Consider the following 24,871-nt stretch of genomic DNA (forward strand, 5'->3'; position numbering starts at 1 on the left):
GGATTTCTTGGTTATGATTAGGAATGAGTGTAACTTTAAACGCTTTCTGCATTTTGCTTTTCTATGTACTTTTTTACTTCTGCTTCTGTATTTTCCCTAACTGTTGAGACAAAATAACTAGGATTCCAAAGGTGTCCTCCCCATAGCTTTTTCTTGAGTTGAGGAAACTTTAAAAACAGTTTTCTAGCCGATATTCCTTTTAGCATTTTCACTATGTTAGGGATGGTGTGCTGAGGTGTTGCAGACACTAAAACCTGAACATGGTCTTCTACTACCTCAAGACTCTCAACTTTAAACTTGTAGAGAATTGCCGTCTCAACTAAAACCTCTTTTAGAAACTCGGCTATTTCATCTTTCAGTACCTTATGTCTGTACTTAACACACCATACAATATGATATTCAATTGCATAAACATAGCCTCTACCGTGTTTTACTTCCATACCTTATCTTACCATGTACATGACCATATACAAGACTCTAGCAAGAAAAATATGGAAATATGGAGCGCCTAACTCATGACTGGAAGTCACGAGTGTGCGGCTTGCAGAAATCAAATCATCCAACTCCTTTTCCAATCGGTGATGCGGGAATTGGTTAATTCAGATTTTGAGATTAGAAGATCATGCTTGAAATATTTATGTGATAAATGTTACATAAGTATTTCCTGCTAAAGTAACTAGAGACAATATTTGATTTTCCTCCCGGTTGTCAATTTATCTCATCTTAATTTATAAAGTTCGGATTGTAATTAGGTTCAGTCTAAATCTTGAGTGACAAACTATACAAAATATAATTCTATTTCTGTGCAAAATTCTTAGTAAAAATTATTATATTTCAACAAGTCAAACTACTTAGGTAACAATACTATAAACCAAAGCCAATTATCCTCTGTTAAAAGTTAGAGATTCAGTTCAGAATCTTTGCCAACAGGTTACTAAATTCTGTTACCAACAAGAGGGCATTAGGTAAAACAGTTCCGAGTTCTGAGTAAAGAAGTGAGATTCCCCACTCAGTCCTTGGGCACCTTTGGACAATTATCGTCAGCCCGACATCCTCTTAAATAATCACCAATGGCTAATAGTTAATAACTAAAGATAAAATGGTAAAGCCTCAAAGGACAACCTTTGGTTCATCGCCTAGAACTTTACCTGCCACCAATGTCTGTTAATTCCAAGTTATACGAAGGCAAAGCGAAAATTCTCTATACAACGGACGATCCGGAAGTCTTGTTGGCTGATTTTAAAGACGATGCCACGGCGTTTAACGCCCAAAAGCGTGGCAGCATCCAAGGGAAAGGAAAAATTAATTGTAGCATTTCCAGCCAGCTTTTTAAACAGTTGGAGGGGAATGGTATAAAGACTCACTTTATCGACAGCCCTGCCCCGAATCAGATGCGGGTGAAGGCAGTAAAGATTTTACCGTTAGAAGTAGTGATTAGAAATATTGCTGCTGGGAGTCTGTCTCAACAAACAGGGTTAGCAGTGGGTACAATTCTGAAACAGCCTTTGGTTGAGTTTTATTACAAAAACGATCAGTTAGGAGATCCTTTGTTGACACGCGATCGCCTATACCTGCTAGAACTAGCTACTGCGGAACAAGTAGACGCAATTACCCATCTAGCATTGCAAATCAACGAATTTCTCCGTAACTTTTGGCAACGGTGCGGCATTATCCTAGTAGACTTCAAACTAGAGTTTGGTTTGGACTCACAACAGCAGTTGCTCTTGGCAGACGAAATTAGCCCCGACACCTGCCGGTTGTGGGATACCGCAGAAGAGGACTCAAACCGCCGAGTAATGGACAAAGACCGCTTTCGCCGAGACTTAGGAAATGTAGAGGATGCTTACCAAGAAGTTTTACAAAGAGTGCTAAAAGCAGTAGAGAGTAATAGTTAAGTGGGTAAAAATCAATTAAACTCGTGTGGATTGTCCTTTGTCACCGATAGTCAATAACAAATGACAAATGACAAATGACAAATTTGTGATGGTGTGTGTGGTCGTGAATAGGAATCATAAGTAAAATGCGTTTATCTCCCGTATTGCTGGCAGCAGTAGCAATTACAGTCCCATTGGGCGGCTCACTGAGTGCAAATGCAGAAACCGCCAACAGTTCAAAACAGACAACAGAAGTTTTGACACTAGGAACAAATCAGCAGCCAGAAAAGGACACTGGTCAGCGTTACACTAGTGAGAGTTTAAAATCTCGACCTAATCCCACAGGGGTTACAGAGGCGGAACATCTACAATCCCCCGTTGTCACACTTTACCCTGCCAATGGAGCCGCGATGCTTGCGGTGGTCACTGAGCCAAGTCGAAGTGCGGGCTACGCCGGAGCGACACCAAACGTAATAGTACCAACCTCCACAACGCCAACAACTGCACAAACCCCTCAAATAATAAATCCCAACCCTACTCAACAGCCATCTCCCGCTCCAGTCATTCCACCCCCAGCTAGTCAACAACTAACACCTTCGCCAACTCTTGACACTACTCCAGTTCCAGAAAATCTCAATCCACCGACAAGGCAACCTTTATTACCCACAACTCCCGAACCATCAAGCGCTCCAGACATTCCACTCCCAGGTAGTCAACAACTAACACCTTTCCAAACTCCTGAGACTACTCCAGTCCCAGAAAATGTCAATCCACCGACAACGCAACCTTTATTACCCACAACTCCCAAACCATCAAGCGCTCCAAAGATTTCACCCCCAGCTACTCAACAACGAACACCTACGCCAAACCCAGGCGCGACTCCAAATCCGCAGAATGTTAACCCGCCGACAACTCCGGGAAATACTCAACCCAACCCAGCCCCAGAAGCCAATGACCCCCGCGTACTGGTGTCGGAAGTAGTAGTTAAATCCCAAGCTGGGCAACTATCACCAGAACTAGAAGACCAAGTTTACAAAGTAATTCGTACCCAACCAGGAAGAACGACAACCCGCAGCCAACTGCAAGAAGATATTAACGCCATCTTTGGTACTGGCTTCTTCTCCAACGTCCAAGCAACGCCAGAAGATACCCCCTTGGGAGTGCGAGTCAGCTTTGTTGTACAGCCTAACCCCGTCCTCACCAAGGTACAAGTAGAAGCCAATCCTGGCACTGGTGTTGCTTCCGTACTACCACCTAATACTGTAGATGAAGTTTTTCGCCAGCAGTATGGCAAAATCCTCAACTTGCGTGACTTACAGGAAGGCATCAAGCAGTTAAACAAGCGGTATCAAGACCAAGGTTACGTGCTAGCCAACGTGATTGGATCGCCCCAAGTCTCTGAAAACGGAATTGTCACCTTGCAAATAGCAGAAGGGGTAGTAGAAAATATAAGAGTCCGGTTCCGCAATAAAGATGGTCAGGAGACAAACGAGAAGGGACAACCGATTCGCGGACGGACCCAAAATTATATCATTACACGAGAATTGGAATTAAAGCCAGGACAGGTATTCAACCGCAACACGGTGCAAAAAGACCTACAGCGAGTGTATGGACTGGGACTATTTGAAGATGTAAATGTCTCCCTTGACCCTGGTAGTGACCCCAGCAAAGTAGATGTAGTAGTAAATGTAGCTGAACGCGGTAGCGGTTCTATTGCCGCCGGGGCAGGGATTAGTTCTGCAAGCGGATTGTTTGGCACCCTTAGCTATCAACAGCAAAACTTGAACGGTAGGAACCAAAAACTGGGTGCAGAGTTACAGATAGGACAGCAGAATTTAGTGCTGTTTGACCTACGGTATACAGACCCCTGGATTGCAGGAGATCCCCACCGGACTTCCTACACCGTCGATGTTTTTCGCCGCAGTTCCATTTCGTTGATTTTTCAGGGCAAAGATCAGGATATTAAAACATTTGACCCAAATAATCTCACTAATACAAATTCTCAGTATACCCCCCGGATTCTCCGTCTAGGTGGTGGTGTCACCTTTACCCGTCCCCTGTCCTCCAATCCCTACAAAACTTCCGTCTGGAGTGCGTCAGCCGGTTTACAGTATCAACGAGTTTCCGCCCGTGATGGCTATGGCCTGATCAGAAAATCAGGAGCGATATTTGATGATAATGGTAATCGCATCAGCGAGTTAGTTCCATTTACTGTATCTGGTACAGGTCAAGACGACTTGCTGCTATTGCAACTAGGGGTACAGCGCGATCTCCGTAATAACCCCTTACAACCTACCAAGGGTTCCTATCTCCGCTTGGGAGTCGATCAGTCAGTGCCTGTGGGACTAGGCAACATTCTCTTCAGCAGATTACGGGGTAGCTACAGCCAATATTTACCCATCAAGTTGATTCACTTCTCCAAAGGGGCACAAATTCTAGCATTTAACTTCCAAGCAGGAACAATTATCGGTACCTTACCTCCCTACGAAGCTTTTACCCTTGGGGGTAGCAACTCCGTCCGGGGTTATGGAGAAGGAGAATTAGGTACTGGACGCAGTTATGTGCAAGCATCAGTTGAGTATCGCTTCCCAGTTTTTTCAGTAGTCAGCGGCGCACTATTTTTTGATGTCGGTAGTGACCTGGGTACTAGTACCCTAGCAGGTGATGTGCTCAATAAGAACGGGAGTGGCTACGGCTATGGTCTCGGCATTCGCGTCCAGTCTCCACTAGGGCCAATTCGCATTGACTACGGTATCAACGATAACGGTGGTAGCCAGATTAATTTTGGTATTGGCGAAAGGTTTTAATTTGTCATTAGTCATTAAATAATTCGTAATTCGTAATGACGCTCGATGACTCGCTAACGCTTCGCTAACGTAATTCGTAATTAAAGACATTTTCAGACGGGGATTTAAACCCCGACTGAAACTGATCGGAGGCGGAGTGGCTCCGACTCCGCGCTACGTGTATACGTAGGGGTCTTAAACCCTTTTATTTACGATAACAAAGGACTAATGACAATTCTCTTTTCCTAATTAGCTTGCTAATTTTTACATTTACAAGTTAGCCGTTAGGCGTAAAGCGAGCGTGTCTTTAGACCTGAGATATAAGCGACTCGTGCGGTTTTAAACGCTTCAGGAATTAATTTTTGGTACAAGATGGAGTTAAATATAGTTATGCCACTCAATACTGTTCCGATAAAGGGATTAATGAGATTTTTAGGGGAATATCAGGGATTTTACCAAAACAGACGATGAACAATACTAAAGGAAATATATTGACTTTTCGGTTATGCAACAGCACACTCTAGCAGCCCAAATCACTCAAACTGGAGTGGGATTGCATAGCGGTGTAAGTACCCAGGTGCGGATACTACCTGCTGATGCCGGAAGTGGACGCTACTTTGTGCGGGTGGATTTACCGGATTTGCCGATCATTCCAGCCCAAATTGCAGCAGTTAGTCACACTGTTCTCTCAACTCAGTTGGGCAAGGGTGAGGTATATGTTCGCACGGTAGAGCATTTGTTGGCAGCGCTTTCGGGTATGGGCGTGGATAATGCCCGGATTGAAATTGATGGGCTAGAAGTTCCACTTTTGGATGGTTCGGCAAGTGTGTGGACAGCCAACATTACCCAAGTTGGTCTAGTATCACAACCCGTTAACAACCAAATTCCTTTGGCTATTACAGAACCAATATGGGTGTATCAAAGGGATGCCTTTGTATGTGCCCTCCCAGCACCAGAAACCCGCTTTAGTTACGGTATTGATTTTGACCTGCCCGCCATTGGTAATCAATGGCATAGTTGGTCACTAACTGCTGAACTAGAAAAAGCTTCTGCTAGCTTTGCTGCGGAAATTGCTCCTGCGCGGACTTTTGGGTTACTGGATCAAATTGAACACTTACAAAAAACAGGTTTAATTAAAGGTGGCAGTTTGGATAATGCACTCGTTTGTGGATCAGAAGGCTGGCTAAATCCACCCTTGAGATTTGCAAATGAGCCAGTCCGTCATAAAATCTTGGATTTAGTAGGAGATTTAAGTTTACTAGGAACTTTTCCTACTGCTCATTTCCTAGCCTATAAAGCCAGTCACAATTTACACATTCAACTGGCTCAAAGAATTTTAGATTTGGGATTGGATCTAAAGCCTAAAATCCGGGATTATTAAGGCTTTGGATATACACCTGCCTACTCAACTTTCAGACGAAAAATCAACTACACGGCCAATGTCAATCCTCACTGAAGTAAATATCATTGATCCGACTACACCTACATCTATCGAATCAGAGGCTATAAATGAGACTAAAATCAGTTCTGAGATTAAAACAACTTTCACATCTGAAGAAATTCAGAAATTACTGCCCCACCGCTACCCATTTTTACTTGTAGACAAAATAATTGACTACGTTCCAGGAAAACGAGCTGTTGGTGTTAAAAATGTCACTATCAACGAACCCCATTTCCTAGGACATTTCCCAGGACGTCCACTGATGCCAGGGGTGCTAATTGTCGAAGCAATAGCACAAGTTGGGGGCATTGTTCTAACTCAAATGTTTCCGGTAGAAGACGGGCTGTTCGTCTTCGCTGGTATCGATAAAGTCCGCTTTCGCCGTCAGGTCGTACCGGGAGATCAACTAGTAATGACGGTGGAACTGTTATGGGTAAAACAACGTCGTTTCGGTAAGATGCAAGGTCGTGCCGAAGTTGACGGTCAACTTGCTTGTGAAGGGGAATTAATGTTTTCTCTAGTTAGCTAAAAGTTTGCTTTTGTGGTATGGGCATAGCCGTGAAATGCCCCTACTGAATCCGAAAAAAGGATGACAGTAAAAAAAATCCACTATAGCATCTGATAATTTCTTGATTTTCGACGCCCTCTCTACGAGACGCACTCACAAACACATTTAACTTGCTTTGCCCGACACTTTCGTTCACTGAAATACTTTACGCTCAACAACGCCAGTTGCCTTGATGGGACAGCAGTCGGGATAACTCTCTTAACCAGGGTAACACGCTGCCTCATAAACCCCGTCCGGCGCTGGATTATCAAGACAGTTCTGGAGATTCACCCTTGAAAACGCTAATTCATCCAACTGCTGTAATTCATCCAAAATCGGAACTCCACCATACAGTGCAAGTCGGTGCCTATGCTGTGATTGGAGCGCATGTCAAAGTGGGACCTGAAACAATAATTGGCGCCCATGCAGTGCTAGAGGGACCTTGTGAAATTGGGGCGCAAAATCAGATTTTTACAGGTGCAGCCATCGGCATGGAACCCCAGGATCTGAAGTTTGTGGGAGAACCAACTTGGGTCAAAATTGGTGATAACAATTTGATTCGGGAGTACGTTACGATTAACCGCGCTACCGGTGCCGGTGAAGCGACGGTAATTGGTGATGGTAACTTGCTGATGGCTTATGTCCATGTGGCTCATAACTGCGTAATTGAAGACCAAGTAGTGATTGCTAACTCTGTGGCGTTGGCAGGTCATGTCCATATAGAGTCACGCGCTAGGCTGAGTGGGGTTTTAGGTGTCCATCAATTTGTGCATATTGGTAGACAGGCAATGGTGGGAGGCATGGCACGTATTGACCGAGATGTAGCCCCATATATGCTAGTGGAGGGAAATCCGGCGCGAGTACGAACCCTCAATCTTGTCGGACTTAAACGGTCTGGTATGGACTCAGCAGATTTGCTTATGCTGAAAAAAGCCTTCCGGATTCTCTACCGTTCTAATTTGTCTTTTAAGGATGCCTTGGAAGAACTGGAATTGTTAGGGGATAGCGAAAAATTGCAACATCTGCGCCGCTTCCTGTTACTTTCTCAGATGTCAGGAAGGCGTGGCTTGATTCCCGGTAAAGGGAAAAAAGGCGCGAGTGATGAATCGTGAGATGTTAGATATATCAGGTCTGTCGAATTACCCATAATCAAAGCACCCCTCCCCGCTTGCGGGGAGGGGTTCTGAGGAATTGTGGTTAATTGCTTAGACAGCATAAATTATGAATCAAATTTTTAACTCCTAACTCCTGACTCCTAATTTTTACTAATTACTAATTATCAAATGCGGATATTTATCAGCACTGGCGAAGTATCTGGCGATTTACAAGGATCGCTGCTAATCGCGGCACTGAAGCGTCAAGCTGTGGCGATTGGGTTGGAATTAGAGATTGTGGCGCTGGGTGGCGAAAAAATGGTAGAGGCTGGGGCAATTTTACTGGGCAATACCAGTAGTATTGGCTCAATGGGTATTCTAGAAGGGCTGCCTTATATTTTACCGACTCTCCAGGTGCAACGTCAGGCGATCGCTTCCCTAAAACAAAATCCACCGGATTTAGTGGTGCTGATCGATTATATGACTCCCAATCTGGAAATCGGGACTTATCTGAAACGGCACTTACCACATGTGCCTGTAGTGTATTATATCGCTCCCCAAGAGTGGGCTTGGTCAGTCAATTTGCGTAGAACTAACCGGATTGTTGGCTTTACAGACAAGCTGTTGGCAATCTTTCCCCAAGAAGCCTGTTACTTTCGAGAGAAAGGCGCAAAAGTTATTTGGGTAGGGCATCCTTTGGTTGACCGAATGCAAGATGCTCCTAGTCGCCAAGTGGCTCGTGCAACATTGGGGATTGCACCAGAACAAATTGCGATCGCACTCCTGCCCGTCTCTCGCCACCAAGAACTAAAATATCTTTTACCAGTTATTTTTCAAGCTGCCCAGATTATTCAAGCTAAATTACCTGAAGTTCATTTTTGGATTCCCCTATCTCTGGAAATCTATAGACAGCCAATTGAGGAGGCTGTTGAGCGTTACGGTTTGCAGGCTACAGTTCTATCAGGTCAACAAAAGGAAGTTTTTGCTGCTGCTGATTTAGGCATTAGTAAATCTGGTACTGTGAACCTAGAACTTGCCTTGTTCAATGTACCGCAAGTTGTAGTTTACCGCCTAAGTTCTCTGACTGCTTGGATAGCTCGTAAAATCCTCAAAGGTTCTATAACCTTCGCATCGCCACCCAATTTAGTAGTGATGAAGCCGATTGTGCCAGAATTTTTACAAGAGCAAGCTACACCAGAGAATATTATCCAAGCGGCGATGGAACTGCTACTCAATCCGAGTCGCAGAGAGCAAACCTTGCTAGATTATCAGGAAATGCGGCAGTGTTTAGGAGAAATTGGGGTGTGCGATCGCGCTGCTCTAGAAATTTTGCAAATGCGACCAAATAATTCGTAGTGACGCTCTCTACGAGACGCTAAAAGCGTAGCTTGCTTCTCTGAAAGAGTACGAGTATTCGCTAACGTAATTCGTAATTCGTAATTGAAAATAGAGAATCAATCAGTTTATTTATGAATCAAATAAGTGTGAAGCACCTGTTTTTTCTAGAACCCGCCTTTCTCCGTGCGTTAATTACGAATTACGAATTATAAATTACGAATTAGATTGGGGTGTCATGGCTCATGAGATGAGAAAACAACGAGCGATCGCAGTTGACTTATTTGCCGGCGCGGGTGGTATGACTCTTGGCTTTGAGCAAGCTGGTTTTGATGTGCTGGCTTCTGTGGAAATCGACCCGATCCACTGTGCAACACATGAGTTTAACTTCCCTTATTGCTCAGTGTTATGCAAAAGTGTTGTGGATACAACCGGGGAAGAAATTAGGAATCGGTCTAAGATTGGCGATCGGGAAATTGATGTGGTAATTTGTGGCTCACCATGTCAAGGATTTTCCCTAATTGGGAAACGGATTCTTGATGATCCGCGAAACTCTTTGGTGTTTCACTTTCATCGGCTGGTTTTTGAGCTAAAACCGAAATTCTTTGTGATGGAAAATGTCCGGGGGATCACAGTTGGCGAACATAAACAAATCCTCCAAACGTTAATTAGCGAGTTTAGAATTTACGGCTATCAAGTAGAAGAAAATTACCAAGTTCTCAACGCTGCAAATTACGGAGTACCACAGTCTCGTGAGAGATTATTTCTCATCGGCGCAAGGGAGGATGTAGAGTTACCAAAATACCCTCAGCCAATTACTAAACAAGCATTACCAAATAATTTAACTTCTAAAAAAATATCTGACATCCCATTGAGTCCTACAGTATGGGATGCAATTGGAGATTTACCGGAAATAGAAAAATATCCTGAGTTAATAACAAGAAATTGGGTTGTAGCAGAATACGGAAAACCTAGTAAATATGCTCTTATTCTTCGCGGGATCAAATGCCTAGACGATGATTATTCTTATAAACGCGAATATGATTTGCGGATACTTTCTTCAAGTTTAAGAACAAAACATTCTGCGGAAACTATTAAACGTTTTCAGGAGACTCAACAAGGCGAAAGAGAAAAAATTAGTCGTTTTTATAAGCTGCATCCTGCTGGTGTCTGCAATACTTTAAGAGCTGGAACAGACAAGTATCGGGGTTCTTTCACATCTCCTAGACCGATTCATCCAATTACGCCACGCTGTATCACAGTTAGGGAAGCGGCGAGATTGCATTCTTACCCAGATTGGTTTAGATTTCATGTAACTAAATGGCATGGATTTCGGCAAGTTGGTAACTCTGTACCGCCTCTACTAGCAAAGGCTGTGGCGGCGGAAATAATTCGCAGTTTGAATATTTCGCCTTTTAAGCCGAGTTTGCGATACAAGTTGCCAGAGGAGAAGCTATTACAATTTAATCTGTCGCAAGCTGCACAATATTATCAGCGTGACTTTTGACACTCCCCTAGCTGAAGCCGAGGGGATTCTTGAATCGAAGACATAACTTGCTCTTGCAGGTTTTCACCAACATTTGTCGAAGGGTCGAAGTGTTGTCATAAAACCTAGCGATAGAAGACCATGCTCGTTCAGCAGAAGCTTGTCTAGCCATTGAATTAAGTTCATCTGGCAAAACTACCTCTAGCAGATCCAATAAAGCTAGTTAGAGGCTTTTCAGAATGCTTTGCGGGTGACTCCAGAAGTACTATCACCTCGACAGTTGCACCTGCTGAAAGTTCTGGAGAACAGATTTCTACTACACCACCAGGTTTGACGATCGCCTGTTGCCTGAGTCCATTAAGCATGATAATTTATCCTCATGAGTGTCGGAATATCGCACTCCTTTTTCTAGTTTAGCTTTGAGGTGCGATCGCTTTCCTTATTACCGACAGAATTTTTCTCAGCGTAGTTTAGATTTCTCTGATATTCTTTGATTTTTTGTTGAGCTACTACATAATTTAGGCTAGAAGATGGTACGGTTTTCATAAGTGCGATCGCAGATTCCCACTGACTCGTAACTATCTTCCAATCATCTGGAGATTTTGCTGATTGGGTTAGTTTGGCAGCACTGATTGCTTGATTAACAGCCTCTCGGAATGTATCTGTTTTAAGTAACATAGTCGGCGATTCTGAAGTCACTGGTGAGGGTGTAACTAATACAGACTTTGATGGTATTTGTGTTGAAATTTTAGAGGTTAGGGGAAGTATTTCTAAGAACTTTGAAGAAAAGTGTATTCCTACAGGAATTGAAAATATCAAAAGAATGAGCAACCAATTTTTATTTAAATTATGATACTTCTTTCGAGTCTTGATGATTGTAGTTTCTTCATCATTGGATAAAATGTTTGATTTCATTTTGTGTATACCCATTTCGCCGCGCAATCTATTGAGTTCTTTATCTGTATTCAAATCAGTATTTGATTGACTTGCATTTGTTTCTTTACTGCTAGAATAAGCAGATATTATTCGGCATTTTACCAAATATTCAATTTGATAAGTTAGTGCCCCAGCAGAAATATAGAACAGCCCAAACATTAATATTATATTATTAATATTTTGCACTTCTGTGTAGTACTCAATTGATCTAGCGTAGCTAAGATTAAAGAACGGTAGGAGGATTGTAGAAAACAAAGCTGCTATAAGTGTAGAAATTGCAATTACAAGCCAAGCATATAATCCTTCCCACCAACTCATTATTCCTGGTAATAATCCTTGCGTTCTACCTATTTCGGGTGCCTGAATTTCTGATATAAATCGACTAATGAGCAAGTGTAAGTAGTGATGAGTCAAAGAAATTATAGGAATTGGAGATAGGATTAACAGTATTGTAAATATAGCAAATAACTCAGGACTATTTACAAAATATGCGATACAGTAGCCTACCTTTCCAGGATTCTTGAGTACAAATATAATAGCGCTCAAAAATAGATTCAAAATCAATGCTTTTAACCAAGAAGTAGGATAAGGAAACCATAAAGGCCAGTAAAACATTTGTAGCTTTTGCTTAGTAACTTCCTGAGTATTCGGTTGTTTCATAACCAATAAATCCAAAAATCTGAGATAATATCTTCTATCTCAGGATTCCCCATTTACAGGTAAAAGCAACATTCTCAGAATATTTCAAACCCGATGTTTAAAATTTACATAGATTTATTAAACTTATTACAAAAGCCCCAATTTTAGACTTCTTATCTGCACCTCTGCGTTAAACAAAAAACTAACGTTCTTTTGTAATCATAGAGCTACCATTACTAATACTTACTTTTTGAATAAAAACGTCAGTACAAGATGATAAAATATCAGTGCTTATTTGATTAGCAATAATTTCAAAATCTTGGTTTGTTAATCCGCGTGCCGTATCGCCACTTAAGTTAATACAAATAGTTAGGGTTTGAGGATTACTAGAAGATTGTTCATTATCTATGGCTTCTAGTTCAGCTTCTGCTATGGCTAAATCAAACTCTTGACTCCAAGCTGGAAACTCGCTATCCCTTTGTTGTCCATAAACTTTCACTATTTCAACAGATGCAGCCCCTAAAGCCCTTAACCCTTTGCGGACAAATGCAACTAAAATTTGCTGATTTGGTACTTCGGCAGATTCTAGCATTACCTCTAAGCAACCATCTTTGAAGGCAACTTTTGCAGTCATAGCTTTGGGATGTAAGTGGCGGTTCATCAGAGATGCGATCGCCTCGGTATCTCCCTGTTTTGCAAGTTCCAGAATATTCGGCTGTGTCATAACCAGTAAAAAAGAAAATCTGGGAAAATAAACTTATATTCTCAGGATTCCCTCTTCACAGCCTTAAATAACATTCTGATGCAAGATATCAACTAACTAGGGTTAAAATATCTAGTATAAAGATAGTCTTTCATCGACTTTTGCAAAAAATATATTTTTCCGGCATCAATATCAAAAATTAGTGTTTATTTTCTCTGCTTGCAAAATTACCAGGATTTAGATCAATCAATTTTATTCCAAATTAAAACATGAAGATTTATCGAGATCATGCTTGGCCTTCGACCCTGGAAGAAGCCATAGTTATCCAAGAAAAGCTGCGAGATCATGTAATTACAGAGGATCAACTGCAAGAACCTATCAAGTACGTTGCTGGTGTGGATATGGGTTTTGAAGCTGATGGAACAATTAGCCGTGCAGCTGTAGTAATACTGAGTTTTCCTGATTTGCAAGTAATCGAGACAAGCCTAGCACGCCGTCCTACTTCCTTTCCCTATATTCCTGGTTTCCTCTCATTTCGGGAAATTCCTGCTGTCCTCGACGCCCTGGAGAAGATTAAAACAATACCAGATATCATCCTGTGTGATGGTCAAGGAATTGCCCATCCCCGCAGATTAGGTATAGCTACTCATCTAGGATTACTTATAGATATGCCGACAATTGGTGTAGCCAAATCGTTATTGGTAGGTAAGCATGGGGAATTGTCAGAAACAAAAGGCAGCCAGCAACCATTGATATATAAGGGTGAAACGATTGGGGCAGTTTTGCGATCGCGCACAGGAGTAAAACCTCTCTACATCTCCAGTGGTCATCGTATTAGTTTACCGACAGCGATTGACTATGTATTACGCTGCACCACAAAATATCGTCTGCCAGAAACTACACGCATTGCGGATAAATTAGCCTCGGCGAAATAAAGCTTCTTGAAGTTTTTTCTAAATACTTGCTTGCACCTACTCATTAAATCACTCACCTTAGTACAGTTTGAGGTTCAAAGGCTCAACTTCGAGGTTCAGAGGCTCAACTTCGAGCTTCAGAGGTGCAACTTTGAGGTTCAGAGGCTCAACTTCGAGCTTCAAAGGCTCAACTTCGAGCTTCAAAGGCAACCACTGCTTGTAAATGTTTCTATGCAAATGGTATTTCTACCCCAAAGAGAGGTGCTTTCCAAATGGAGACAAAGTAGAATTAAAAATAAACTTTACAAGCTGTTTATGCAATGGGCTAATTTTCTAGCCAAAGAAGCTGCTACTCATAGCTTATCTCTAAAGCAAATGGCAGCTTTTATAAAATATTTTAAGACTGAAAACTTAGGTAAAAGTGAAGCTAAACTTGCCAGCGAATTAAACGTTGATGTTGCTACTTTTAGGAACTGGATGGGTGAGGTATATGAAAAGTTCGCCCAGAATTATCCTGAGTTAGCTATTTCCAATAGTCGGGGCAAATTAGAAAAGTTACAAGCTTACCTGAAGGCGAAATATAATAGTGAATTAGATGTCCTCAAACCCTTGGCGGCAATAAAATTATTAAAATCGCTGGTGGTTCGGGAACGACTGCAACAAGAAGCTTGGGTTACGAGAAGAATTTGTAAATTTTTGGGATATTTGCCTTTAGCATTAGAGTTAGTCGGGCAATATCTGGATAAAATGCCAGATTTGTCTCTGGAAACACTGTTGAAGCGGCTAGAGAAAAAGCGACTGGAACATGAAACAGTAGTCAATGCTAACTCATTGATAGATTATGAATCCGGTCTAGCTGAAGCTTTTGAATTGAGTTGGGAACAGTTGGATGAGAATGCACAAAGCTTTGGCTGTTTGCTAAGTTTGTGTGCGTTAGCTGACATTCCCTTATCTGTTGAGACGATAGAAGATGACAAACAACAACTTTGGGAGAAAGGCGTAGCCAATTTACTCGAATTGCATTTGCTACAACGGATAAGTAAAGAAATTTATCGTCTAAATCCACTAATTCGGCAACTTTTCCAAATGAAGTTGAATAAGTCAAGTGAGGCGGATGAAGCAAAAACTAAATTTGCAGTGATGATGTTAGAAGTAGCAAAGCTAATTCCGCAACAGCCTAACTCTGAAGATATTCTTAACCTCACTCCACATATCCCGCACATTACAGAAGTTGCAACCCACCTACCCCAGTATTTAGGTGATAAAAATTTAATCACTCTGTTTACTAAATTAACTTGGTTCTATCAAAGTCAAGGACTTTATCAGCAAGCAGAAATTTGGTTACAACAGTGTGTAGAACTGACTCAAAATCGTCTTGGTTTAGAACATTCCGATGTTGTTGCTAATCTGAACAATTTAGCAGGACTCTACGAATCTACAGGACGCTACAGCGAAGCTGAACCTTTATATCAGCAAGCTTTAGAACTGAGAAAACGTTTGCTGGGAGACAACCATCTTGATGTCGCCACTAGCCTGAACAATTTAGCATTTCTCTACGAATCTACAGGACATTACAGCAAAGCCGAACCCTTACTTGAGCAAGCTTTAGAACTGAGAAAACGCCTACTGGGAGAAGAACATCCCGATGTCGCTACTAACGTCAGCTATTTAGCATTAGTCTACGAATCTACAGGACGCTACAGCGAAGCCGAACCTTTGTATCAGCAAGCTTTAGAACTGTGGAAACGCCTAGTGGGAGATGAACATCCCCATGTTGCCACTAGCCTGAACAATTTAGCAGCATTCTACTGTTATACAGGACGTTACAGCGAAGCCGAACCCTTGCTTGAGCAAGCTTTAGAACTGAGAAAACGCCTGCTGGGAAAAGAACATATCGATGTTGGCACTAGCCTGAATAATTTAGCACAACTCTACGAATCTACAGGACGTTACAACAAAGCCGAACCCTTGTATCAGCAAGCTTTAGAACTGAGTAAACGCCTACTGGGACATAACCATCCCGATGTTGCTATTAGTCTGAACAATCTAGCAGCACTCTACCGTAATATAAGACGCTACAAGAAAGCCAAACCCTTGTTTGAGCAAGCTTTGAGAATTTGTGAACGGACTTTAGGTGTAAGTCATCCTACTACTATGACGGTTCGGGCAAATTATGCCAGCTTTTTAAGAGAAGCATATCACTAGTACCGCTTCGCGTAATTCGTAATTCGTAATTCGTAATTCGTAATTACGTTTTAGCAAGGGTTTCAGAGATTACAAATGGGTGGCTTATTTACGCCGTGCTGTACTAGCGATCGCACTCCCTCTCCACCAACGAAGAAGCAGGGTGGTTTCATCCGAAAAAAGAAAGATACATAAGTCTTGATTTCTGATTTTGTGTCATGGCTTTTTACGCCCCTTCCATTCCTCTCCCTCCGTGGGGCTACGGTGTACACACAAGTCGAAGTAAACTAGCTCAATCTGGTTTGACTACGCAAAATCGTCCCTCTCCGACGGGCGAGAGGGACAGACTTGAACTTGAGTTCAAGGCAGGGAGAGGTTTATTACCTGCGTCTATCAATTGGAGGTATCTATTATCTATTAATAAAGTTCAAAGACTCATTAATGGAGTGCAAGGAAATTAAACCCCACCTAAAACCCAAAAAAAGCCTGCATAGACAGGCTTTTTTTAACTAGCCCCAGACTAAAGGTCTGTGGGCACTTTCATATTTTTGCAGGAGGATTGGATAATTAATCTCAATCAACGTCTTTGATTGTTCTCTTGACTGCCTTACCTGCATCCTCAGCTGTGCGCTGAACATTTTTACCAGCATCATCAGCCCCACGCTGAACATTTTTTGTCACGTCTTCGGCAGCATTCTGGGTATTACCCTTGAGATTTTCAATTCCTCGCTGAGTCCCCTTAACAACACCTTTGCGAACTTCTTCAGCTGAACTGCCGATATCTTCACCCAGGTTCTTCACTCTTTCACCAAAGGGTGTACCTTTTTGGTAATTTTCGCCATATTGCTCTCGACTGTCAATTCCCTTCTGCTCAATATTTTTTTGAGCATTTTTCGCTAACGCATCACCTCTGTCATTCGCTGCCTTTTCATCTTGCGCTCTGGGATCAACATCACTAAAGTTATTTATCCCACCAGCAGGAGCAGAGAGAGGAGTATTTTTTGTGGGATCGTAGCGTTTGGAATAAGGTGATTGAGCGTCAGCTTTTGGTGGCTGTGTGGCTATTCCTGGATCACCACAAGCTTGTGTCAGAAATAAGAATATTCCTGCTAAAAAAACAGTTAAAACTTTCAAGGGACGAATGTTTTTCAGCCAAGTACCTATTTTTTTCATACTTCTACTCCTTGCATTTTTGTGACTAAGTTAAACTTTAACCCAGATGGCATTTAGAATCTATTTAAAATCTCAACCATTGAGACAAAATAATTGTTCTATCTGCCTACTGCTGGATTTTTTTGTAATTCCGGTCTGGCACCCGCTTCATCTGCCTTGTTTTTCAAAAAGCCGGAAGCTTCTTCAACAGCCTCTTTTACAGTCTCAATCCGCTCTTGAAACCGAGTTCCTAAATTTGGTTCATTCTGAATCAAACCACCTGCTTCAGGTTCTTGAAAGTCCTTATCTGTGATGATTGGCAGTTCTGCTTCTTTCTGGGCTCGACCTGCTGGTGTCTCGCCACCAGGATAAAGTATCTCAGATTCTCCCTTTGTAGCAATCAATAATTGCGAACTTGCTTGTAAGCTAGCTTGGTCGCGTCCCTGATTGGCCTTTGGGTTGGCTATTTTCGGATCGGTAGACATTCTATAGTTGGTATAGTTGTCTCCACCGTTCTTATAAGGATTGTTTGCTCCGCTAGCTTGTACAGCAGGATTTTGGAGATTTGCAGCTTGAGCATTTGCCCCACTACAAGCAGTGTTAACTATCAACAGTAGTCCAGCGAAAAAGATAGTTAATATCTGGCGCAATCTTATTTTTTTCAAGAATACTCTTACAGTGTTCATCTAGTCCTCCTGAACAAAATATTAATAAGCTAATAGTTTGCTGAATCATTGGATTGGTCAGCAAATTATTGTGCTTGCTGAATCTCTGATAACCTCTATCAAGGATATGAATAATAAAATTAACTTTACCTCTAGCGCAGGCCACATTTTAATTATGATTGATAGAATATTTTTATCTAACTCTAGGAAGATATAAAATAAAATCATATCCATTTTGAAAAAAGAAATACATAGACCTGTTTAATAAATTCCGTGGGTTTAAGTAAGCAGCAACTTTTGTGGCTCTTTCTCTATTATCGTTACAAAACTTAATTATGAATTAGGAATTACGAATTATTTTAATACTTCAAAAGCTTTAGATAGGTAGCTGATGTACTGTAATAGTTGAGGTATTCAGCCCTTGTTGCTCTCACCGTTAAATTACTAAATTGATTGATGAAGCAATTTTTACGCTGGATAATTTTGGGCGGAACGCTGTTTTTTTTAGCTAGAGCTTTGAAGGATAATTGGATTGAGGTAACTGCTATCCGCATTCATGGGGTAGGATGGGCAATTATAGCGATCGCAACAGGCATCACTTTACTAGCACATACTTGGGCTGGCTGGATCTGGACTTGGATTTTACAAGAGTTAAATCAACCTGTATCATCTAGCCAATTCATCCAAGTTTACCTAAAAACGAACATTGCTAAGTATTTACCAGGTAATATCTGGCATCACTACGGGCGAATTGTCGCCGCCAAAAATGCCAATGTTTCTGCTGGTGCAGCCACCTTAAGCGTTTTGCTAGAACCGTTACTCATGCTAGCGGCTGCTTTAATCATCATTGTCCTATGCAGTAGCCAGTTTGCGGCAGCTAATACTAGCGTTGTTATACAAATATTACAATTGCTGAGTTTAGCTGTAGTCCTTTGTGCGATTCATCCTTGGTTTTTAAACCCAGTTATTCGCTTTTTGTATAGATTCAAAGCAAAAAAGTCTGCTGTCACTAGTGAGTCAACTGTTCCCTTCACTCTTAAAAGCTATCCCCTAAGACCTTTGTTGGGAGAATTGGGCTTTATGGGACTACGCGCCACTGGGTTTATATTAACTATGTCCGCGCTGGGTTCGTTGAATGTGAATCAAATTCCTTTGTTATTAGGGGCTTTTAGTTGCGCTTGGTTGTTAGGATTTATCATTCCGGGTGCGCCTGGTGGGTTAGGTGTGTTTGAAGCGACTGCCTATGAACTTTTACAACACCACTTTCCATCTGCCCTAGTATTTAGTGCGATCGCTCTATATCGCCTCATTAGTATTCTAGCTGAAACTGCGGGTGCTGCCTTCGCTTGGTTAGACGAACACCTCGCTAAATCGTGAATCCGCCGACACTCATTTTTGTCTATCTACCTTCATCTGTGAAAATACACGATAACCATCCAGATATAACTGCGGATTACTGCTTTGCTCTTCTTCCATCTTAATCAAGTTATATTCTACATTTTCTGCATAGATTGCAAACGTGATATTAAAGACTTCCATAAAATTGATTACCCACTTACACTCATCTTCAGGATATTTTTCATAATAACGAATCAGATGAGCAATCCTAATTTCTAAATGCCTGCGGGAATTTCTGCAAATCAAAATAGTCTTTAGCAGTATAATCACCAATGTTAGAGAGTGACCTTGGGTAAGTAATAATATAAATAATGACGAAGGTTCTTTACCATTTTCTGTTGTCAAAGAATCAATCACTCGATTACAAGTTCTTAACAACAATTCTTTCGTGATAATTTCTTGACTATAATCTTTTTTCCATAAGGATAAATTTTCTGCGAACTTCCGCCGCAAAGTCTCGACTACTTCTTGATTATCTACAGAAAAAAAGAGATATTTTTCTATACTTATTTTAAATTCTTCAAGAGTTTGTTTTTGAGTTTGCTTGATAAATATATTGGCAATATTTTCATAGCTAAACACACCCTTTTTTAAAACAATTGCTTTTATTAAACGCAGAACGTTATCTCCCAAAACACTGGGATTTGTGTAGCTTGTTGTGCTTGAGACGGCAAATTGAGAACGAGCAATATACATTGCCAGTTCAAACTTAAATTTGTCTTTTATCTGTCTAGAAAGCTTTTTAGCAGCCTCTTGTTGCTCTCTGGGATTATTCTCATTAACAGATTGATCAATTAATAAATACGAAGTGTAGCGATTAGCCCAATGACCTTTAGATGATTCATCATGTTTACCAGCAAATAATTTTAGTTCTTGGTAGTCTTTGCTATTTATGAAATTGTCTAGCCAACGTTTACAGATATTTACATCTGGAAAATTCTTAGTCTTTACTTTCAGGCTTTCATTCGCAAATAAATTAACTAATTCTTGGATATATTTGTCTTTTCTGTTAGTCGTCCAATTATTAACTATTATGTAGATACACCGCTTAAGTGTATTAGATAACTCTTGTTCGTTATCTTTTAAAAAAATCCTGTATATCTCAGGTATAGAATGGGCATACTGTGAATCAAGACCGTCTATAAATAAACCTTTGAATTCCCGTAAAACATCGTCTGGCGACAATTTTTTGACAATTTCCACAAAGAAGCTATAAACCTCTTCTTGTGCCATTTCCACATTTGGCTGTCTAGATTTAGACGTAACAAAATGCGAATATTGCTGACTAATTGAGAAACTATTAGTGGTCATTCCAGTTCTCAGTACAAAAAGGCTTCCTGTTCATATTATTACCAGCTTACCTTGGTGAACAGTAGCATCAATCTATTCTTCAGAGATTCAGTAATCTTTTTACACAAATTTGATAAACTCGGACTATAAATAAAGTATTAAACAGAAATTGTTTAATACTTCATGAAATACTCCAGTAAAATTATTTACTTCTAAGAGACCATTTATAAAATAAATCACAAATAGTCTCTAAGTATTAGAGCCAGTAAACAAATCTATGGGCGAGTTCATCCGTGATTAGATACAACCCGCCCATTCCTTGTATAGGAGCCTTGCTGAAAAAAGTCACTCTTTAAGACTGTATCGCCTGTATTACTTGGATCTTTGGTGGGTTATAAGCAAGCGGATACGCCATTATGATGCCATTGCAGTGGACTTATATTTAAACAGGACGACGGAGCATTTTTTCCTAATTGGCAAGAAACAACCCTGGGCAAAGTTGCTAATTTTTCAAAAGGAAAGGGACTTTCTAAAGAGGATTTAGTTGAATCTGGAAATTTAAAATGTATTAGATATGCACCATCTGGGTGGATGGGGGCTTTGATGGTGAGCCGTTTATGCAATGGGTGATGAACTTTTGTCGCTGGATTGTGCAGGTAGTTCTGCGACCAGAAGAAACTAAGGGCTTTGTGTTGCTCAAAAAACGTTGGGTAGTTGAGCGCACTTTTGGTTGGCTGATGGGATGTCGGCGATTGGTCAGGACTATGAGTTATTGCCCGAAACTTCGGAAACTTTTATTTATCTTGCCATGATCCGTATTATGGTGAGGCGATTAGCATAAAATTTGACCCCTCAAAACTTTTCAAACACCCTCTTAAATCATTATAGAAAAAAAGATATTGCCAGAGTAGCCCAAGGTAATACAGTCGTACATTTATATAGTTCTCAGTTAGCACAGATTGAAATTGAAATTCCCTCTCAAGAAGAGCAGAAAACAATAGTCAAATTTCTGACTATAATCAATCAAAAGATAAAAGCAGTATCTTAAGAAATCGACCAAACCGAAAAATTCAAAAAAGGCTTACTACAAAAAATGTTTGTATAAAATAAGGTAATACCATGAATTTCGCTACACAGGAGCTAACTCCATAATGATCGCAGCCAAAGAAAATTTCCCCACCCTAACCCCCGAAGAATATTTCACTTGGGAAGAACAGCAACTAGAAAAACACGAACTGATCAACGGTCAAGTTTACGCCATGACTGGCGGTAGCAAAAACCATAGCTTACTTGCTGCCAGATTCATCACATTGTTTACTACTCATTTAGAAGGGAGTGGCTGCGACACCGCGACTTCAGACCTGAGAGTTAACATTGTAGGAACCAATAACTACACCTATCCCGATGTCAGCGTCACCTGCGACGATCGCGATAAAACCACAACCCAATATATTACCTACCCTTGCTTAATCGTTGAAGTTCTCTCCACTAGCACCGAAGCCTACGATCGCGGTGGCAAATTCCGAATGTACCGCCAAAACCTAGCCTTAATCGATTACCTACTAATCAGTTCCACCAGTATCGAAATCGACCTGTATCACAAAAACGACGCAGGCGACTGGTTGATTATCAACTACAAAGCAGGCGACACAATCGAACTCAAAAGCATTAACCTCAATTTCCCCATTGAACAAGTCTATCGCGGTTTAACCCTTGAACCAGGGAATGGGGAATAGAATCAAAGCATTACCTACTAGCCATTACCTAACGCCCAATATGCTAACCCTCGAAACCGTAATCCAAAAAATCCAACAACTCCCCCCCGAACAACAAAAAAAAGTGATCGAATTTGTAGAATTCCTAGAATTTCAAGCCGATCGCCAACAACCCCAAACACCTCCCCAAGAGGATCAAGACTTTTTCGCCCTAGCCGGAATTTGGGAAGGGAAAAACATTACCCTAGACACCATCCGCAAAGACCTCTCCCATAATCCCCAATAGTTAGCAGGATTGTGGGAAAACAAGGAAATTAACACCAATTCCCTACATATAGAAGCATAGCAAGAAGAAAAGTAGTATTCTTTCTTTTTAAGGTAGATTTAGTTATGAAAATTGTTTCTATAAAAATTAAAAATTATCGAGCCTTTGAATCTCTAGAAATCAAAGAAATTCCAACTTTTTGCGTCATTATCGGAGCCAATGGTACAGGTAAATCTACCCTATTCGATATTTTTGGTTTTCTACGTGATGCCCTAAAAAATAACATTCGTCAAGCCCTTCAGATCCGAGGTGGATTTAATGAAGTCGTCACTAGAGGCAAAGAACAAGAAGATATCGAAATAGAACTAAAATTTCGCATGAAAATTCTGGAGACAGAGCGCCTCGTCACTTATATTTTAATTGTTGGAAAAGAAGAAAAAGCACGACCCGTAGTAAAAAGAGAAATACTACGCTACAAGCGTGGCGAATACGGTTCCCCATACCACTTTTTGGACTTTCAGCAAGGTAAAGGTTATGCGATCACTAACGAAGAAAATTTTGAACAAACTGACGAAGAATTAGAACGCGAAGAACAACAACTCGAATCTAGCGATATCTTAGCAATTAAAGGACTGGGGCAATTTCAACGCTTCAAAGCCGCTAGTGCCTTTCGTTCACTAATTGAAAATTGGCATGTTTCCGATTTCCATATCAGCGATGCCAGAGGTAGCAAAGATGTATCCTATGCCGAACACCTCACTCCTATAGGCGATAATATGGCAGTGGTTGCTCAATATATTTATCAAAACCATTTTGACATTTTTCAAGCTATTCTCAACAAAATGAAAGAAAGAGTCCCTGGTATTTCTAAAGTAGAAGCAAAAGAAACAGAAGACGGTAGACTAATTCTCAAATTTCAAGACCAAGCTTTTAAAGATCCCTTCATCGATCGATATGTTTCTGATGGCACAATGAAAATGTTTGCCTATTTAATTCTGCTCTTCGATCCTAAACCCCATCCTTTACTATGCGTCGAAGAACCCGAAAACCAACTTTATCCTAGTTTGCTTCACGAACTTGCTGAAGAATTTGCTAGCTATGCCCACAGAGGCGGACAAGTTTTTGTCTCTACCCACTCTCCTGACTTTCTTAATACTGTTCCCCTAGAAAGTATTTTCTGGTTGACAAAAGAACAAGGAATTACCAAAATTTTTCGAGCCAGCGATAATGAAACCCTGAACAACTTAGTGAAAGCAGGAGATTTACCCGGATATCTCTGGAATCAAGGCTGGTTTGAAGGAGTCGCCCCCTGATGAGCTATAATCTGATTTTTTTACTAGAAGAATCTTCTATGAAAACTGTACTAGAGACTATTCTTCCAAAATTAATTCCTGAGCATATTAGTTATATTTGTATCCCCCATCAAGGCAAACAAGATCTTACCAAATCGATTCCTAAGAAGATCAAAGCCTTTAACTTTAAACCTGACACAAAATTTATAATCGTTCACGATCAAGATTCCCATGACTGCAAAGATTTAAAAGCATATCTATTGCAACTTTGCCAACAAGCAGGGAAACCAGAGGCAATGATCCGCATTATTTGCCATGAATTAGAATCTTGGTTTCTCGGAGATCTCACCGCCATCGAAAAAGCTTATGGACTAAAGCCCCAAAGTCTGAATAAAAAACAAGATCAAAACAAGTTTCGCTATCCAGATCGACTCAACTCCGCGAAAGAAGAACTCAGAAAGTTAGTTCCAGAATATTACCCCGGTACTCACTCCAAAGCGATCGCGCCCTATTTATCCTTGACTGAAAACAAATCTCGTAGTTTTCAAGTTTTTCTCGATGGCATCAATAAAATTCTCAACTAGAGTAACATGACCCAAAGCGAAGCCGAACTAGAAGAAAAGCTGATTGATCGCGTCAGGGGATTAGGCTACGAACCTGTCACCCTTCGCAATGCCGAAGACCTCAAAGGCAACCTCAAAACCCAACTGGAAAAACATAACCACATCAAACTCAGCGATACCGAGTTTAAAAGCAGATGGGAAAAGTCTTGCCAGAACTGAATGTGATTTTGAAAATCTGTTTTACTCTTCAGGTATCTGTGCTGGATTTTTTGACTCAAGAGACTCTTAAGGAGAATTCTAGTCAATTTCCTACTACGCCTCAAAACCAAGTGAGAGATAGCAGTACAAAAAAGCTTGAAGTAAAGTTTGATAGCGATCGCACTAAACAATTACTTGAAAATGCGCTTCAAGCGAATGAACAACCGCTACCTATGACAGCAGTAGCAAAACGCCTTGGGTATCCTAAGCGAGTTCTTTACAGGCATTTCCCAGAGCTATGCCGAGCGATTTGAGCCGAGTACGTTAAGTATATGAAAGAATCTCGCATCAAACGAATCGAACACTGTTGCGAGGAGGTAAAACAAGCCGTTAA

25 protein-coding genes and 1 pseudogene are annotated in these 24,871 nt (G+C 41.0%); 18 read left to right on the plus strand and 8 right to left on the minus strand.

The window, feature by feature from the left end; genetic code table 11:
* Positions 1 to 35: 35 nt before the first annotated feature.
* The gene (gene tnpA, locus ACYTXL_RS03835) at positions 36 to 440 is read right to left on the minus strand and encodes an IS200/IS605 family transposase (protein ID WP_461923557.1); all 405 of its coding nucleotides are present in this window, start codon (positions 438 to 440) and stop codon (positions 36 to 38) included.
* A 717-nt stretch (positions 441 to 1,157) separates the two neighbouring features.
* Between tnpA and purC the strand changes: the two genes are divergently transcribed.
* The 7 genes from purC to ACYTXL_RS03870 all read left to right on the plus strand — a co-directional run bounded on the left by purC (position 1,158) and on the right by ACYTXL_RS03870 (position 10,584).
* Entirely contained in the window at positions 1,158 to 1,895 is a 738-nt protein-coding gene (gene purC / locus ACYTXL_RS03840) for a phosphoribosylaminoimidazolesuccinocarboxamide synthase (RefSeq protein WP_461923580.1), read from the plus strand.
* Positions 1,896 to 2,020: 125 nt separating this feature from the next.
* Positions 2,021 to 4,681: a BamA/TamA family outer membrane protein gene (locus tag ACYTXL_RS03845; RefSeq protein WP_461923558.1), complete on the plus strand. Its 2,661-nt coding sequence runs from the start codon at positions 2,021 to 2,023 to the stop codon at positions 4,679 to 4,681.
* Between the two features lie 484 nt (positions 4,682 to 5,165).
* Positions 5,166 to 6,041 (plus strand): UDP-3-O-acyl-N-acetylglucosamine deacetylase, encoded by an 876-nt coding sequence (gene lpxC / locus ACYTXL_RS03850; RefSeq protein ID WP_461923559.1) that lies wholly within the window; start codon positions 5,166 to 5,168, stop codon positions 6,039 to 6,041.
* 58 nt (positions 6,042 to 6,099) lie between these two features.
* The gene (gene fabZ, locus ACYTXL_RS03855) at positions 6,100 to 6,630 is read left to right on the plus strand and encodes a 3-hydroxyacyl-ACP dehydratase FabZ (RefSeq protein WP_461923560.1); all 531 of its coding nucleotides are present in this window, start codon (positions 6,100 to 6,102) and stop codon (positions 6,628 to 6,630) included.
* Positions 6,631 to 6,941: 311 nt separating this feature from the next.
* Positions 6,942 to 7,760, plus strand: coding sequence for an acyl-ACP--UDP-N-acetylglucosamine O-acyltransferase (gene lpxA / locus ACYTXL_RS03860; RefSeq protein ID WP_292801010.1), 819 nt, complete (start codon positions 6,942 to 6,944; stop codon positions 7,758 to 7,760).
* Between the two features lie 171 nt (positions 7,761 to 7,931).
* The gene (lpxB, locus tag ACYTXL_RS03865) at positions 7,932 to 9,098 is read left to right on the plus strand and encodes a lipid-A-disaccharide synthase (protein ID WP_461923561.1); all 1,167 of its coding nucleotides are present in this window, start codon (positions 7,932 to 7,934) and stop codon (positions 9,096 to 9,098) included.
* A gap of 229 nt (positions 9,099 to 9,327) precedes the next feature.
* A complete protein-coding gene (locus ACYTXL_RS03870; RefSeq protein ID WP_461923562.1) occupies positions 9,328 to 10,584 on the plus strand; it encodes a DNA cytosine methyltransferase in 1,257 nt (418 codons plus the stop codon).
* 161 nt (positions 10,585 to 10,745) lie between these two features.
* On the opposite strand, the gene ACYTXL_RS03875 is transcribed toward ACYTXL_RS03870, so the two are convergent.
* From ACYTXL_RS03875 to ACYTXL_RS03885, 3 genes are all read right to left on the minus strand, one after another.
* On the minus strand, positions 10,746 to 10,928 hold the full coding sequence (locus ACYTXL_RS03875) for a hypothetical protein (RefSeq protein WP_461923563.1): 183 nt from the start codon (positions 10,926 to 10,928) through the stop codon (positions 10,746 to 10,748).
* Between the two features lie 43 nt (positions 10,929 to 10,971).
* Complete coding sequence (locus ACYTXL_RS03880; protein WP_461923564.1) at positions 10,972 to 12,159, minus strand: hypothetical protein; 1,188 nt, start codon at positions 12,157 to 12,159, stop codon at positions 10,972 to 10,974.
* A 181-nt stretch (positions 12,160 to 12,340) separates the two neighbouring features.
* Positions 12,341 to 12,862 carry a hypothetical protein gene (locus ACYTXL_RS03885; protein ID WP_461923565.1) on the minus strand — a complete coding sequence of 174 codons (522 nt, stop codon included), beginning with the start codon at positions 12,860 to 12,862 and terminating at the stop codon, positions 12,341 to 12,343.
* Positions 12,863 to 13,110: 248 nt separating this feature from the next.
* On the opposite strand from ACYTXL_RS03885, the gene nfi reads away from it, so the two are divergent.
* Complete coding sequence (gene nfi / locus ACYTXL_RS03890; protein WP_461923566.1) at positions 13,111 to 13,776, plus strand: deoxyribonuclease V; 666 nt, start codon at positions 13,111 to 13,113, stop codon at positions 13,774 to 13,776.
* 57 nt (positions 13,777 to 13,833) lie between these two features.
* On the opposite strand, the gene ACYTXL_RS03895 is transcribed toward nfi, so the two are convergent.
* Positions 13,834 to 13,992: a hypothetical protein gene (locus ACYTXL_RS03895; RefSeq protein ID WP_461923567.1), complete on the minus strand. Its 159-nt coding sequence runs from the start codon at positions 13,990 to 13,992 to the stop codon at positions 13,834 to 13,836.
* Positions 13,993 to 14,070: 78 nt separating this feature from the next.
* Here ACYTXL_RS03895 and ACYTXL_RS03900 point away from each other — a divergent pair, with 78 nt between their 5' ends.
* Positions 14,071 to 15,960 carry a tetratricopeptide repeat protein gene (locus ACYTXL_RS03900; RefSeq protein ID WP_461923568.1) on the plus strand — a complete coding sequence of 630 codons (1,890 nt, stop codon included), beginning with the start codon at positions 14,071 to 14,073 and terminating at the stop codon, positions 15,958 to 15,960.
* 552 nt (positions 15,961 to 16,512) lie between these two features.
* Here the strand turns inward: ACYTXL_RS03900 and ACYTXL_RS03905 are convergent.
* Positions 16,513 to 17,112 carry a hypothetical protein gene (locus tag ACYTXL_RS03905; RefSeq protein WP_461923569.1) on the minus strand — a complete coding sequence of 200 codons (600 nt, stop codon included), beginning with the start codon at positions 17,110 to 17,112 and terminating at the stop codon, positions 16,513 to 16,515.
* A gap of 98 nt (positions 17,113 to 17,210) precedes the next feature.
* Entirely contained in the window at positions 17,211 to 17,777 is a 567-nt protein-coding gene (locus tag ACYTXL_RS03910) for a DUF6658 family protein (protein WP_461923570.1), read from the minus strand.
* A 435-nt stretch (positions 17,778 to 18,212) separates the two neighbouring features.
* Here ACYTXL_RS03910 and ACYTXL_RS03915 point away from each other — a divergent pair, with 435 nt between their 5' ends.
* On the plus strand, positions 18,213 to 19,133 hold the full coding sequence (locus tag ACYTXL_RS03915; RefSeq protein WP_461923571.1) for a lysylphosphatidylglycerol synthase domain-containing protein: 921 nt from the start codon (positions 18,213 to 18,215) through the stop codon (positions 19,131 to 19,133).
* A gap of 12 nt (positions 19,134 to 19,145) precedes the next feature.
* On the opposite strand, the gene ACYTXL_RS03920 is transcribed toward ACYTXL_RS03915, so the two are convergent.
* Entirely contained in the window at positions 19,146 to 20,465 is a 1,320-nt protein-coding gene (locus ACYTXL_RS03920) for a hypothetical protein (RefSeq protein WP_461923572.1), read from the minus strand.
* A 560-nt stretch (positions 20,466 to 21,025) separates the two neighbouring features.
* On the opposite strand from ACYTXL_RS03920, the pseudogene ACYTXL_RS03925 reads away from it, so the two are divergent.
* The 8 genes and pseudogenes from ACYTXL_RS03925 to ACYTXL_RS03960 form a co-directional block, all read left to right on the plus strand.
* Positions 21,026 to 21,285: pseudogene (locus ACYTXL_RS03925) on the plus strand (transposase); the annotation flags it as partial.
* A gap of 3 nt (positions 21,286 to 21,288) precedes the next feature.
* A complete protein-coding gene (locus tag ACYTXL_RS03930) occupies positions 21,289 to 21,492 on the plus strand; it encodes a restriction endonuclease subunit S (RefSeq protein ID WP_461923573.1) in 204 nt (67 codons plus the stop codon).
* A gap of 103 nt (positions 21,493 to 21,595) precedes the next feature.
* A complete protein-coding gene (locus ACYTXL_RS03935; protein ID WP_461923574.1) occupies positions 21,596 to 22,180 on the plus strand; it encodes a Uma2 family endonuclease in 585 nt (194 codons plus the stop codon).
* Positions 22,170 to 22,445, plus strand: coding sequence for a DUF2281 domain-containing protein (locus ACYTXL_RS03940; protein WP_461923575.1), 276 nt, complete (start codon positions 22,170 to 22,172; stop codon positions 22,443 to 22,445). The genes ACYTXL_RS03935 and ACYTXL_RS03940 overlap by 11 nt, the downstream gene beginning before the upstream one ends.
* A gap of 104 nt (positions 22,446 to 22,549) precedes the next feature.
* Complete coding sequence (locus ACYTXL_RS03945; RefSeq protein WP_461923576.1) at positions 22,550 to 23,737, plus strand: AAA family ATPase; 1,188 nt, start codon at positions 22,550 to 22,552, stop codon at positions 23,735 to 23,737.
* Positions 23,738 to 23,775: 38 nt separating this feature from the next.
* On the plus strand, positions 23,776 to 24,300 hold the full coding sequence (locus ACYTXL_RS03950) for a DUF4276 family protein (protein ID WP_461923577.1): 525 nt from the start codon (positions 23,776 to 23,778) through the stop codon (positions 24,298 to 24,300).
* A 6-nt stretch (positions 24,301 to 24,306) separates the two neighbouring features.
* Positions 24,307 to 24,498, plus strand: coding sequence for a hypothetical protein (locus tag ACYTXL_RS03955; RefSeq protein WP_461923578.1), 192 nt, complete (start codon positions 24,307 to 24,309; stop codon positions 24,496 to 24,498).
* A complete protein-coding gene (locus tag ACYTXL_RS03960; RefSeq protein ID WP_461923579.1) occupies positions 24,474 to 24,791 on the plus strand; it encodes a hypothetical protein in 318 nt (105 codons plus the stop codon). Before ACYTXL_RS03955 ends, ACYTXL_RS03960 begins: the two co-directional genes overlap by 25 nt.
* Positions 24,792 to 24,871 lie beyond the last annotated feature (80 nt).

The sequence above is a fragment of the Nostoc sp. genome, from assembly GCF_054880495.1.